Source organism: Pseudomonas sp. PICF141 (genome assembly GCF_002286815.1).
Lineage (GTDB): Bacteria > Pseudomonadota > Gammaproteobacteria > Pseudomonadales > Pseudomonadaceae > Aquipseudomonas.
Genome location: NZ_MUNM01000067.1, coordinates 51,039 through 65,315 on the forward strand (window position 1 = coordinate 51,039; position 14,277 = coordinate 65,315).

Here is a 14,277-nt window from a genome sequence, read left to right on the forward strand (position 1 = left end):
CCGCGAGAGATCGCGGCGTTTTTGTTTGTGCAGATATTTGGTTGTAAACGCGGCCCCCTGTGGCGAGGGGGCTTGCCCCCGTTGGGTCACGCAGCGGCCCCAAAACCAGACACCGAGGTATTCAGAAAGATCGCGCTGGCCGGGTTTACGACTGCTTCGCAGCCGAACGGGGGCAAGCCCCCTCGCCACAATGGAGCTGCGGCGCATTCACTGCACCGCATCTCCTCAAACCTCAGCTATAAACCCGGCCAAGCAGTTGCCGATGGCTTTCAAACTGATCGAGCACATCACGGGTGATCTGATCCTGAGTGAAGCCCATCAGGTCGTAATCCTGGCTGCCGTTGTGCAGGTACACCTCGGCGCGGTAGTAACGTGCGCGCGGTTCATCGGCGCTTTCAGCAGACACGGTGTCACTCGCTGCCGCCAGGTAACCGTCCAGGCTCACTTCGTAGACAAAAGGGTTACCCTCTTCCATCTCGATCCGCACGCCCATGCAGCGCTTGGCCTTGCCCAGCAACGTCTGCACATCCAGGCCCTGAGCACGCAATTGCACAGCCGCGTCTTCCAGCGCCGGGCTGACGCGCTTGTCCATGAAACGCTGAACGATCGACTGGTTCGGTTGCAGGTCCAACTGGGTCAGACGCTCGCTGAAACCACGACGACCACGCGCCGCCAGTTGCGCTTGCTCCTGTTCGATTTGCACGTCCTGGCGCATGGCCTTGTGCAAGCCGAACATGAAGAACACCAGCACTACCGAGAACGGCAGCCCCGCCAGCACCACCATGGTTTGCATGGCTTCGAAGTTACCGGCGAACAACAGACCGATGGTCACCAGGGTAATCACCGCCGACCAGAAAATCCGCAGCCAATGCGGCGCATCTTCGTCAACATTGCCGCCCTTGCACGAAAGGTTGGCCATCATCACCGCGCCGGAATCCGCCGGGGTCAGGAACAGCACGAAGCCGACAAAAATCGACACGCCGATCACGATCTTCGACGCCGGGTAATGCTCAAGTAACTGGTAGATCGCCATTGACGGCTGTTCCAGTGCCGTCTTCCCAAGCTCCACCGCCCCATGGTTCATCACCAAGTCCAGGGCCGAGTTACCGAAGATCGACAGCCATGCCAGGGTGAAACCCAGCGGAATCAGCAACACGCCGGCCACCAGTTCACGCACCGTGCGACCACGGGAAATACGCGCGATGAACATGCCTACGAACGGTGCCCAGGAAATCCACCAGGCCCAGTAGAACAGAGTCCACAGGCCCAACCAGCGGTCGGACTTCTCACTGTCGCCTTCATACACATAGAGGTCGAACGTCTTGAGCACCACACCGTTCAGGTAGTCGCCGATGTTCTGCACGAAGCCGTTGAGCAGGTGCAAGGTCGGGCCGAACAGCAGCACGAAAATCAGCAGACCGCTGAACAGCACGATGTTCAGGTTGGACAGGCGGCGAATACCGTTTTCCACGCCAGACACCGCGGCGATGGTCGCCACGGTGCTCATCACGATAATCACGATCAGCAGGTTGGTGTTGCTGTGCTCCATGCCGAACAGGTTTTCCAGCCCCGACGACACTTGCAGCGAACCAATCCCCAGGTTCGTCACCAGCCCCAAGAGGGTCACGAACATGCCGAAGCCGTCCACCGCATGACCGGCCGCGCCTTTGACCCAACGCTCGCCGACCAGCGGATACAGCGCCGACCGCAACGCCAGCGGCTGGTTATGACGGTAAGCGAAGTACGCCACGGCCAGGCCGACCAGTGCGTAGATTGCCCAGCCATGCAGGCCCCAATGCAGGAACGTCAATTGCACCGCCTGACGAGCCGCGAGATTGCTGCCGGCCACGCCTTCCGGCGGATTGAAGTAGTGGTCCAGCGGCTCGGATGCACCGAAGTACAACAACGAGATGCCGATACCCGACGAGAACAGCATCCCCGCCCAGGCGCCGTAGCTGAAATCCGGGGTATCGTCCTTGCTGCCCAGTTTGAGTTTGCCGTAGGACGAAAACGCCAGGCCCACCACAAAAACCAGATAAGCGGCGATCACCACCATGTAGTACCAGCCGAAGCTGCGGGACAACCAAGCCTGGGCAATGCCGAGCATTCTGCCGGCCTCTTGCGGGGCGATGATCAGAATGGCGGTCAACAGCAGAATCAACACGGTAGAGGTGTAAAACACCCAACCGTTGACCGTCACCTTCTCGGGTGGGGTCTTTATTAGAGAGGCAGAACTCATGGCACAGATGCTCCAGGCAGTGCGAGAGAAGGACACAAGGCAACGCGTTACCCGACCAATCGGTTAGTTGGCAGCCGACCGGCGGGTGATATAAAGACACCCCGAAAAAAGCCCGAAACCCTTGGAACGCCTGCGCGTGTGGGTTTCGAGCATTTTTGGATGTCGTTTTTCCGCCAACTACGCGTAGGAAAAACCTGTAGGTAGCGACGATTTGTCGCAGATCTTATTCTTTGTTGATTGAACGTTCAATCAAAACAAAATAGACTGGCCCACAGCCCGGTAGCCGTTTTTCGTCTACGGGAAGGCCTAAGGAGATGTGCAAGATGCCCAAGGTCGGTATGCAACCCATCCGCCGCCAGCAATTGATCGAAGCCACGTTACAGGCGGTCGATCAGGTCGGCATGGGGGACGCCAGCATTGCGCTGATCGCCCGTTTGGCCGGTGTCTCGAATGGCATCATCAGTCACTACTTTCAGGACAAGAACGGCCTGATCGCCGCCACGGCGCAGTATCTGATGAGCGTCCTCAGCGAGAACGTCACCGCGCGCCGTCAGGCGCTGGAGGACAACAGCCCACGGGCGCACCTCCAAGTGATCATCGAAGGCAACTTCGACGCCAGCCAGGTCAGTGGGCCGGCAATGAAAACCTGGCTGGCCTTCTGGGCCACCAGCATGCACCACCCGTCATTGCACAGGTTGCAGCGGATCAACGATCACCGTCTGTATTCAAACCTGTGCTGCCAGTTCCGCCGTGTATTGCCGCTCGATGATGCGCGCAGTGCAGCTCGAGGTCTGGCAGCTCTCATCGACGGTTTGTGGTTGCGCGGCGCGTTGTCGGGAGATGCTTTCGACACCGGGCAGGCGCACCAGATCGCTTACGAATACATGGATTTCCAACTGGCCAAGCAGGTGAGTTAGAGCACACAGAACCGCTCAGCACCTGAACCGCTACCGACCGCGACGCCACTGCTACACGGCTCGCCCGGTGGTCAACGCCAACCACTTATGCACTTGCGAGGACTTTATGGCCCGTTTCGAACTGCAAAAACTCTACATCGATGGCGGCTACAGTGACGCCAGCAGCGACGCCACCTTCGAAGCCATTAACCCGGCTAACGGTGAAGTCCTCGCAACCGTACAGCGTGCAACCCAGTCAGACGTTGAGCGCGCTGTGGTCAGCGCCGAAAAGGGTCAGAAAATCTGGGCTGCGATGACCGCCATGGAGCGTTCGCGCATCCTGCGTCGTGCCGTCGACATCCTGCGCGAGCGCAACGATGAACTGGCCGCCCTGGAAACCCTGGACACCGGCAAGGCCTACTCTGAAACACGTTACGTCGACATCGTCACCGGCGCTGACGTGCTGGAGTACTACGCAGGTCTGGTACCCGCCATCGAAGGCGAGCAGATTCCGCTGCGCACCACCTCTTTCGTCTACACCCGTCGCGAGCCACTGGGCGTCGTGGCCGGCATCGGCGCATGGAACTACCCGATCCAGATCGCTTTGTGGAAATCCGCACCAGCCCTGGCGGCCGGTAACGCGATGATCTTCAAGCCAAGCGAAGTCACTTCCCTGACCACCCTGAAACTGGCCGAGATCTATACCGAAGCTGGCCTGCCAGCCGGCGTGTTCAACGTATTGACCGGCAGCGGCCGTGAAGTCGGCACCTGGCTGACCGAACACCCACGCATCGAAAAAATCTCCTTCACCGGCGGCACCGACACCGGCAAGAAGGTCATGGCCAGCGCTTCCGCTTCGTCGCTCAAAGACGTGACCATGGAACTGGGTGGCAAATCCCCGCTGATCATCTTCGACGACGCCGACCTCGATCGCGCCGCCGACACCGCGATGATGGCCAACTTCTACAGCTCCGGTCAGGTCTGCACCAACGGCACTCGCGTGTTCGTGCCGAGCCACCTGAAAGCCGCGTTCGAAGCCAAGATCGTTGAGCGCGTTGCGCGCATTCGCGTCGGCAACCCGGAAGACGAGAGCACCAACTTCGGTCCGCTGGTCAGCTTCGCCCACATGGAAAGCGTGCTGGGCTACATCGCCAAAGGTAAGGAAGAAGGCGCCCGGGTGTTGTGCGGCGGCAGCCGTCTGACCGACGGCGAATTCGCCAAAGGCGCGTTCGTGGCTCCGACCGTGTTCACCGATTGCACCGACGAGATGACCATCGTTCGCGAAGAAATCTTCGGCCCGGTGATGAGCATCCTGACCTACGAAACCGAAGAAGAAGTGATCCGTCGCGCCAACGACACCGAGTTCGGCCTGGCCGCTGGCGTCGTCACCAAAGACTTGAACCGCGCTCACCGTGTGATCCATCAACTGGAAGCCGGTATCTGCTGGATCAACGCCTGGGGCGAGTCCGACGCCAAGATGCCGGTCGGCGGCTACAAGCAGTCGGGCGTGGGCCGTGAGAACGGGATCAGCTCTCTCAATAACTTCACGCGCATCAAGTCCGTGCAAGTCGAACTGGGTGAGTACGTTTCGGTATTTTGATTAGCTGATCCAGCTACAAGCGGCAAGCTTCAAGCTGCAAGTAAAAGCAGTTTGCGTTTGCCGCACCACCCGATTTCAGAGACACCGCTCGCTGCTTTTCCTTGCAGCTTGAAGCTTGTGGCTTGCAGCTCCCCCAGGAGAACACATGACTACAGAATACGACTACATCATCATAGGGGCCGGTTCCGCAGGTAACACACTTGCCACCCGTCTGACTGAAGACGAAGGCGTCACCGTCCTGCTGCTCGAAGCGGGCGGCCCGGATTACCGTCTGGATTTCCGCACGCAAATGCCAGCCGCCCTGGCGTTCCCGCTGCAAGGTCGTCGCTACAACTGGGCTTATGAAACCGATCCAGAGCCACACATGGACGGTCGCCGGATGGAATGCGGTCGCGGCAAGGGCCTGGGCGGTTCTTCGCTGATCAACGGCATGTGCTACATCCGCGGCAACGCGATGGACTACGACAACTGGTCGAAGCTGCCCGGCCTGGAAGACTGGACCTACCTCGACTGCCTGCCGTATTTCCGCAAGGCGGAAACCCGCGACATCGGCCCGAACGACTACCACGGTGGCGACGGTCCGGTCAGCGTGACCACGCCAAAAGCCGGCAACAACCCGCTGTTCGCCGCGATGGTTGAAGCAGGCGTGCAAGCCGGTTATCCGCGCACCGAAGACTTGAACGGCTACCAGCAAGAAGGTTTCGGCCCGATGGATCGCACCGTGACGCCGAACGGTCGTCGCTCTAGTACCGCGCGCGGTTACCTGGACATCGCCAAGAAGCGTTCGACCCTGACCATCGTCACCCACGCCCTGACCGACAAGATTCTGTTCGAAGGCAAGCGTGCGGTCGGCGTGCGTTACCTGATCGGCGCCGCTGAAGAGCGCATTGAAGCCCGCGCCCGCAAGGAAGTGCTGCTGTGCTCCGGCGCCATCGCTTCGCCGCAGATTCTGCAACGCTCCGGCGTCGGCCCGGCCGAACTGCTGAAGAAACTCGACATCCCGGTGGTCCATGACCTGCCAGGCGTCGGTGAAAACCTGCAGGATCACCTTGAGCTGTACCTGCAATACGCCTGCACCCAACCGGTCTCGCTGTACCCCTCGCTGCTGCTGCACAACCAGCCGGCCATCGGTGCCGAGTGGCTGTTCAACGGCACCGGCATCGGCGCCAGCAACCAGTTCGAAGCCGGCGGCTTCATCCGCACCCGTCCGGAATTCGAGTGGCCGAACATTCAGTACCACTTCCTGCCGGTGGCGATTAACTACAACGGCAGCAACGGTGTGAAAGAGCACGGTTTCCAGGCGCACATGGGCTCCATGCGTTCGCCAAGCCGTGGTCGCATCCAGGCCAAGTCCAAGGATCCGCGCGAGTACCCGAGCATCCTGTTCAACTACATGGCCACCGAGCAGGACTGGCAGGAATTTCGCGATGGCATCCGCCTGACCCGCGAGATCATGCAGCAACCAGCGCTGGACGCCTTCCGTGGCCGCGAAATCAGCCCGGGCATCGAGGTGCAAACCGACGAGCAGCTGGACAAGTTCATTCGCGAACACGCCGAAACCGCGTTCCACCCGTCCTGCTCCTGCAAGATGGGCACCGACGAGATGGCCGTGGTCGATGGCGAAGGTCGTGTGCATGGCATGCAGGCCCTGCGCGTGGTCGATGCCTCGATCATGCCGATCATCACCACCGGCAACCTGAACGCGCCAACGATCATGATGGCCGAGAAAATCGCCGACAAGATCCGCGGTCGCAAGCCATTGCCGCGCAGCAAGGCTGCTTACTACGTGGCCGGTGATGCACCGGTGCGTGGCAAACCGTTGCGGGATGTGAGCCCTACCGCGCAGTAATCGCTGCACCGTGGTGCAGCCATCGCGAGCAGGCTCGCTCCCACAAGTTTTCGGGTTGGATTGCAAATGTGTGATCTACCTGGATCCCTGTGGGAGCGGGCTTGCCCGCGATGAGGCCTGACCAGACAACACGTCTCGACCTGACACATCCTTGCAATCCCTCCCCACACCGCAACGCCCTTGATCCTACCCCCCACCCAGGCCTAATCTAGCGCCACGCAAACGTTTCATCCCCTCGCAATACCGATGCATCGCAACTCCATGCCAAGGAGGTCCCCGAATGTTCGATTTCCACCCCCAGCTCAAGCAGCGTTTTGCTGCCTTGCGCACGGGCGCTGAATTCTTTTCGCTACGTTATGTGCGCGAGTCCGGCCAGTACCTGTCGGTGCGCAAGAACGTCGCCGAACCGCCAAGCCTGAGCCGTGATGAAGGCGCGATGCTGACCGTTCGGGTCAACGGCATCGAAGCCTATGCCGCGACCAACGACCTGAGCCAATCTGGCCTGCAAGCCGCGCTGGATAAAGCCGAGCAACAAGCCCGTCGACTCAAGCCTCATGCCCTGCTCGACCTGCGCGAGCAAGCCGTCTCCAGCGACCGCGCCGACTATTTCTCGCCCAACTTCGACCAGCCCTTTCCGTCCCTGAGCGATTGCTACCAACTGCTCGGCGCCGAATCTGCCGCTGTGCCCAAAGACGAGCGACTGGTCAACTGGCAGGCGAGCATCGGCATCACCCACGTCGAACAAATCTACCTCAACAGCGCCGGTGCCGAGTTGCGTCAGGCCCAGCGTTTCGTCTACCCCAGCCTGGACGTCACCGCCTACGACGGCAGCGACAGCCAGACCCGTAGCCTTGGCCGCGAGAACTTCGGCCAGCAGGGCGGCTTTGATGTGATCAGCCGTTGCGGCCTGATCGGTGCCGGCCCGAAAGTCGCCGATCAGGCGCTGCAATTGCTGCTGGCGCCGAACACCCCGCAAGGCCCGCGCGATTTGTTGCTGATGCCCGATCAAATGATGCTGCAGATCCATGAATCCATCGGTCACCCGCTGGAACTGGACCGCATCCTGGGCGACGAACGCAATTACGCCGGCACCAGTTTCGTCAAGGCAGAAGACTTCGGCAGCCTGCAATACGGCTCCGAACTGCTCAACGTGACGTTCGACCCGGACATCCCCGAGCAACTCGCCAGCTACGGCCATGACGACGACGGCAGCGCCGCCAGCAAGCAATTTCTGATTAAAGAAGGTTTGCTGCTGCGGCCATTGGGCGGTGCGCTGTCGCAATTTCGTGCCGGCATGGATGGCGTTGCCAACAGCCGCGCCTGCGGCTGGAACCGTCCGCCGATCGACCGCATGGCCAACCTCAACATCGAGCCCGGCGATCAACCGCTGGAACAGCTGATCGGCAACATCGAGCACGGCATTTTGATGAGCACCAACCGGTCGTGGTCCATCGATGATGCGCGCAACAAATTCCAGTTCGGCTGCGAATGGGGCCAGTTGATCGAAAACGGCGAGCTCAAGGGTGTGGTGAAAAACCCGAACTACCGGGCGATTTCCGCCCAATTCTGGAAAAGCCTCAGCGCCGTCGGCGATGCCGACACCGTCAAAGTGTTGGGCACGCCGAACTGCGGCAAAGGCGAACCGAACCAGGTGATCCGCGTCGGCCATGCGTCGCCGGCCTGTGTGTTCAGCAAAGTTGATGTGTTTGGGGGAGATGCCTGATGAGTACATCCACGCGCCCTGTAAATAGCCAGGCCGAGTCATTCAAGGAGCTGGTCAACTGGCTGCGCGATGCGCTGCGCACGCCGGAGCAATTCACCCTCAGCTACGCCGCCGAGTCCTCGGCTTTCGTACGCTTCAACCACGCCAAGGTCCGTCAGGCCGGGCAGGTACAACAGGCGAGTGTCGGGTTCAAACTGATTAACGATGGTCGTCATGCCGACTTGAATATCACGTTGTCGGGAAACCACGAAGTCGATCTTCAGCGTCTGGCCGAAGGCCTGCAACAGTTGCGCGAAACCTTGCCACTGTTGCCTCAGGATCCGTACCTGCTGCTTAACCAGAACGTTTGGCAGAGCAACAACGTGCAAGAGCATCCGCTGCCGGACACCGAGCAAGTGGTCGCTGAAATCAACCAGGCTGCCGAGGGGCTGGATCTGGTGGGCTTTTATGCCGCCGGGCCGATCAGTCGCGGTTTCGCCAGCTCTTCGGGCGCGTTCGGCTGGCATCAGGCCAACAGCTTCAACTTCGATTTCAGCCTGTTCCATGAAAACGGTCAGGCGGTGAAAGCCAGTTATGCCGGGCACGACTGGAACAGTGAAGGCTTTGCCAGACGCTTCCAGCAGGCCCGCGAGCAATTGGCGTTTCTGGGGCGTCCGTTGCGCACGCTGCCGCCCGGCGAATACCGCGCCTACCTGGCGCCGGCAGCGCTGGAAGAAATCATGGGCATGTTGAGCTGGGGCGGGTTTTCGGCACAGGCGATTGCCAGCAAGCAGAGCCCGTTGCAGAAGTTCTACGCCAACGAAGCCTGTTTCAGCCCTGACATAGGGTTGAGCGAGCAAGTCAGCGGTTCATTGAGCCCGGCGTTTTCCGACGAAGGTTATCCCCGCGATGATCTGGGATTGATCGCCAAAGGCATGGCCAATGCCCGACTGATCAGTTCCCGCAGCGCCGCCGAATACGACCTGATTGCCAACGGCGCCAGCAGCCATGAATACCCGACGGCGCTGGTCATGCAAGCCGGCAATCTTGCGCAGGCGGACATCCTCAAGCGCCTCGGCACCGGGCTTTACATCAGTAACCTGTGGTACCTCAACTACTCGGACCAACCGGCGGCGCGCCTGACCGGCATGACCCGGTTTGCGACTTTCTGGGTCGAGAACGGCGAGATTCAGGCACCGGTGAGCACCATGCGGTTTGACGACAGCGTCTACAGCCTGCTCGGTTCGCAGCTGGAAGCGTTGACCAAGGAGCGTGAATTGCTGCTTTCGGCCAGCACCTACAGTCAGCGGGCGACTGCCTCGGCGTTATTGCCCGGTGCGCTCGTCAGCCGACTGACGTTGACGCTGTAACACAGATCGTTCCCACGCTCTGCGTGGGAACGCCGCCCGGGACGCTCCGCGTCCCATTACAGGCGTGACGCAGAGCGTCACAGGATGCATTCCCACGCGGAGCGTGGGAACGATCATCTCCGCCCACAAGAGGCCCCATGCCCAACCGCCCACCTCTCGATGCCGTCACCGCCCGCTGGGTACCCTGGGTTGTGGCCATTGCCTTCTTCATGCAGTCCCTCGACGGGACGATCCTCAACACCGCCCTCCCCGCCATGGCCGGGGACCTGGCCGAAGACCCGCTGCGCATGCAGGGCGTCATCATCGCCTACATGCTTACCGTCGCCTTACTGATCCCCGCCTCCGGCTGGATCGCCGATCGCTTCGGCACCCGGAAAATCTTCTTCGGCGCGATTCTCCTGTTCAGCTTCGGCTCATTGCTCTGCGCCTTGTCCAATACGTTGAGCCTGCTCATCGGCGCCCGGGTGATTCAGGGCCTCGGTGGTGCGTTGATGCTGCCGGTCGGTCGATTGGTGGTGCTGCGCGCGTATCCGCGCTCGGAGCTGGTGCGGATCATGGGGTTCATCACCATTCCCGGTCTGCTCGGCCCGCTGATCGGCCCGACCATGGGCGGCTGGATGGTGCAATACCTGACCTGGCACTGGATCTTCCTGATCAACCTGCCGGTAGGCGTCGTCGGTTGCTACGCGGTGTGGAAATTCATTCCTGACCTGCGCGGCAACGAACGCACACGCTTCGACAGCCTGGGCTTTTTGCTGTTCGGCGCGGCGATGGTGCTGATTACCATCGCCATGGAAGGCCTCGGCGAACTGCACCTGCCGCACTTGCGGGTCATGTTGCTGCTGTTTGGCGGCATGGCCTGTCTGGCGGCGTATTGGCTGCGGGCCGGGCACATCGACAATCCGCTGTTTGCGCCCTCGCTGTTCAAGACCCGGACCTTCGCCGTGGGCATCCTGGGAAACCTGTTCGCTCGGCTGGGTAGCGGCGCACTGCCGTTTCTGGTGCCGTTGCTGCTGCAAGTGGCGCTGGGTTATTCGCCGTCACAAGCCGGGATGAGCATGCTACCCCTGGCAGCGGCGGCGATGGTCGCCAAGTCGGTGGCGCGGCCGCTGATCGAACGCTTCGGCTATCGCAGTGTGCTGACTGGCAACACACTGGCGTTGGGGATCATGCTGGCCAGCATGGGCCTGGTCAGCGAGCAGACGCCGTATTGGTTGCTGCTGGCTCAGTTGGCGGTGCTGGGGGCGATCAACTCCTTGCAGTTCACCGCGATGAACACCGTCACCCTGATCGACCTTGACGACGCCAGCGCCAGCAGCGGCAACAGTTTGCTGTCAGTGGTCGCGCAATTGTCCCTGAGCCTCGGTGTGGCCTGCGCCGGCGCCCTGCTCGGTGGCTTCACGGCAGAGATCGGCAATGACGGCGTGGACACGGTTCTGGGCGCGTTCCAGCTGACATTTGTGACGGTCGGAATCATGGCGATGCTGGCCGCAACGATCTTCTCGCAGCTTTCACCCAAGGATGGCCGACGAAGGGTCAGCCGCGAGCACGATATAGAACACTGATCCGTAGCAGCTGCCGAGGCACGAGGCTGCGTTGCGTGTCCGCAGGACCGCCGTCGGGGGGCCGCTTCGCAGCCCGACGCAGCCTCGTGCCTCGGCAGCTGCTACGACTTCTCGTCCGGAAACTTCGGGCGAATGGCCATGAGACTGGTACACTGCGCGACATTTTGTTTTGCAGGCCAGTCCCGTGACCACCATCGCCACCGCTTTTAATACTTTGCCGCTGTCCGACGCCATGCTGGCTAACCTCGACTCCCTCGGTTATGCCCAGATGACGCCGATCCAGGCGCAAAGCTTGCCGGTGATCCTCAAGGGGATGGACCTGATCGCCCAGGCCAAGACCGGCAGCGGCAAGACCGCCGCCTTCGGTATCGGCCTGCTGAACCCGATCAATCCGCGCTTCTTCGGTTGCCAGGCGCTGGTCATTTGCCCGACTCGCGAACTGGCTGACCAGGTCGCCAAGGAAATCCGGCGTCTGGCCCGTGCCGAAGACAACATCAAGGTCCTGACCCTGTGTGGCGGCGTGTCCTTCGGCCCGCAGATCGGCTCGTTGGAGCACGGTGCGCACATCATCGTCGGCACCCCGGGGCGTATCCAGCAGCACCTGCGCAAGGGTTCGCTGGTGCTCCATGGCCTGAACACGCTGATCCTCGACGAAGCCGACCGCATGCTCGACATGGGTTTCTACGATTCCATCGAAGAAATCATTGCCCAGACCCCGGAACGCCGCCAGACCCTGCTGTTCTCCGCCACATATCCGGTGGGCATCAAGCAACTGGCGTCGAAATTCATGCGCACCCCTCAGATCGTGAAGGCCGAGGCGTTCCACGACGATACGCAGATCGAGCAGCGCTTCTACGAGATCTCCCCGGAAGAGCGTATGGACGCGGTGGTCAAGGTCCTCGCGCATTTCCGTCCGGCGTCCTGCGTGGCCTTCTGCTTCACCAAGCAGCAGGTTCAGGAAACCGTTGATCACTTGACCTCCAAAGGCATCTCCGCCGTCGGTCTGCAGGGTGATCTGGAACAGCGTGACCGCGATCAGGTATTGGCCATGTTCGCCAACCGCAGCACGTCGGTGCTGGTTGCCACCGACGTCGCCGCGCGCGGTCTGGACATCGATATGCTGGACATGGTGATCAACGTCGAACTGGCCCGTGACTCGGAAATCCACATTCACCGTGTCGGCCGTACCGGCCGTGCGGGCGAGAAAGGCATCGCGATCAGCCTGGTCGCCCCCTCCGAAGCGCACCGCGCCCAGGCCATCGAGCAACTGCAGAAATCGCCATTGAACTGGGATCAACTGAGCAACCTCAAATCCCAGGGTGGCGCGCCGCTGCTGCCGGTGATGAGCACGCTGTGCATTGGCGCAGGCCGCAAAGACAAAGTACGTCCGGGCGATATTCTCGGCGCACTGACGGGCGATGCCGGCATCCCGGGTGCCCAGGTCGGCAAGATTGCGATTTTCGACTTCCAGGCTTATGTAGCCGTAGAGCGCGGGATCGCCAAGCAAGCCTTGCAGCGCCTGAACGACGGCAAAATCAAAGGCCGCTCGTTGCGCGTGCGTATTCTCTAACCTGATCGTTCCCACGCTCTGCGCGGGAATGCATCCCGTGACGCTCCGCGTCACACAACGGCGGACGCAGAGCGTCCATGGCGGCGTTCCCACGCAGAGCGTGGGAACGATCATTGTGTGAGGACACCGTTTTGCGCTCTACCGAAGTCGTGATCATTGGCGCTGGCGCCGCAGGGTTGATGTGTGCGCTGACCGCCGCCGGGCGCGGGCGCCAGGTGATGTTGCTCGATCATGCGAACAAGGCCGGCAAGAAAATCCTAATGTCTGGCGGTGGCCGCTGCAATTTCACCAATATGTACACCGAACCGGGCAATTTTCTCTCGCAGAACGAGCATTTCTGCAAATCTGCCCTGGCGCGCTACACCCAGTGGGATTTCATCGGCATGGTCGCCAAACATGGCGTGCCGTATCACGAGAAGAAGCTCGGCCAGTTGTTCTGCGATAACAAATCCAGCGACATCCTCGAAATGCTGCTCGCCGAGTGCGATCAGGTCGGCGTCAGCCTGCAGCTGAACACCTCGATTCAGACCATCGAGAAGCTGGAAAGCGGTTATCTGCTGGATACCACGCTGGGCCAGATCACCTGTGAATCCCTGGTGATCGCCACGGGCGGCTTGTCGATTCCGACCCTGGGCGCCACCGGTTTCGGTTATCAAGTGGCCAAACAGTTCGGTCACGACTTGCTGCCGACCCGCGCCGGCCTCGTGCCATTTACCATCACCGATCAGCTCAAGGAGCTTTGCACCGAGCTGTCCGGTACGTCGGTGGATTGCCTGGTGAGCTGCAACGACCAGAGTTTTCGCGAAAACATTCTGTTCACCCACCGCGGTCTCAGCGGGCCGGCGATCTTGCAGATTTCGTCGTTCTGGGAATCCGGGGACACGGTGGACATCAATCTGATGCCGGATCACGACGTGCCGACCTGGCTGCAACAGCAGCAGGCCGAACGTCCCAATAGCGAGTTGAAAACCCTGCTCGGGGAAATCTTCACCAAGAAGATGGCTAACCTGTTGGCGGACAACTGGTTCGTCTCCAAACCAATGAAGCAGTACACCCACGCCGAACTGGCGGGCATTGCCGACAAACTGGCGAACTGGAAAGTCGTGCCAGCCGGCACTGAAGGCTACCGCACCGCCGAAGTGACCCTGGGTGGCGTCGACACGCGCCAAGTGTCGTCCAAGACCATGGAATCGCTGAAAAGCCCGGGCCTGTATTTCATCGGTGAAGTGCTCGACGTCACCGGGCATTTGGGAGGTTTCAACTTCCAGTGGGCCTGGGCTTCCGGATACGCCGCCGCGCAGTACGTCTGATGGACCGCGTTATCGTTCTTCGCGGACAAGCCTCGCTCCTACGGGATTTTTGAGGCGACACACAATCTGTAGGAGCGAGGCTTGCCCGCGAAGGCGTCCCGACAGGCAACATAGAGTGCGCAAGGAACAGATTTTGCTGTCAGATGTGATCGGCGCCATTGCGTCGACGTCATTAG

General features: G+C 60.8%; 9 protein-coding genes. 8 read left to right on the forward strand and 1 reads right to left on the reverse strand.

Going from position 1 to position 14,277, the window contains the following annotated elements; all coding sequences use genetic code 11:
• Nucleotides 1–232: 232 nt before the first annotated feature.
• A complete protein-coding gene (locus BZL43_RS18875) occupies nt 233–2,182 on the reverse strand; it encodes a BCCT family transporter (RefSeq protein WP_256582881.1) in 1,950 nt (649 codons plus the stop codon).
• Between the two features lie 380 nt (nt 2,183–2,562).
• On the opposite strand from BZL43_RS18875, the gene betI reads away from it, so the two are divergent.
• The 8 genes from betI to BZL43_RS18915 all read left to right on the forward strand — a co-directional run bounded on the left by betI (nt 2,563) and on the right by BZL43_RS18915 (nt 14,101).
• A complete protein-coding gene (gene betI, locus BZL43_RS18880) occupies nt 2,563–3,156 on the forward strand; it encodes a transcriptional regulator BetI (RefSeq protein ID WP_095633700.1) in 594 nt (197 codons plus the stop codon).
• A gap of 106 nt (nt 3,157–3,262) precedes the next feature.
• Nucleotides 3,263–4,735 (forward strand): betaine-aldehyde dehydrogenase, encoded by a 1,473-nt coding sequence (betB, locus tag BZL43_RS18885; protein ID WP_095633701.1) that lies wholly within the window; start codon nt 3,263–3,265, stop codon nt 4,733–4,735.
• 145 nt (nt 4,736–4,880) lie between these two features.
• Nucleotides 4,881–6,584 (forward strand): choline dehydrogenase, encoded by a 1,704-nt coding sequence (gene betA / locus BZL43_RS18890; RefSeq protein WP_095633702.1) that lies wholly within the window; start codon nt 4,881–4,883, stop codon nt 6,582–6,584.
• Between the two features lie 280 nt (nt 6,585–6,864).
• Nucleotides 6,865–8,307: a TldD/PmbA family protein gene (locus BZL43_RS18895; protein ID WP_095633703.1), complete on the forward strand. Its 1,443-nt coding sequence runs from the start codon at nt 6,865–6,867 to the stop codon at nt 8,305–8,307.
• Nucleotides 8,307–9,656, forward strand: coding sequence for a TldD/PmbA family protein (locus BZL43_RS18900; protein WP_095633704.1), 1,350 nt, complete (start codon nt 8,307–8,309; stop codon nt 9,654–9,656). Before BZL43_RS18895 ends, BZL43_RS18900 begins: the two co-directional genes overlap by 1 nt.
• A gap of 137 nt (nt 9,657–9,793) precedes the next feature.
• Entirely contained in the window at nt 9,794–11,221 is a 1,428-nt protein-coding gene (gene mdtD / locus BZL43_RS18905) for a multidrug transporter subunit MdtD (protein ID WP_095633705.1), read from the forward strand.
• 232 nt (nt 11,222–11,453) lie between these two features.
• Nucleotides 11,454–12,791 (forward strand): ATP-dependent RNA helicase DbpA, encoded by a 1,338-nt coding sequence (gene dbpA, locus BZL43_RS18910; protein WP_256582882.1) that lies wholly within the window; start codon nt 11,454–11,456, stop codon nt 12,789–12,791.
• 131 nt (nt 12,792–12,922) lie between these two features.
• A complete protein-coding gene (locus BZL43_RS18915; protein WP_095633706.1) occupies nt 12,923–14,101 on the forward strand; it encodes an NAD(P)/FAD-dependent oxidoreductase in 1,179 nt (392 codons plus the stop codon).
• Nucleotides 14,102–14,277 lie beyond the last annotated feature (176 nt).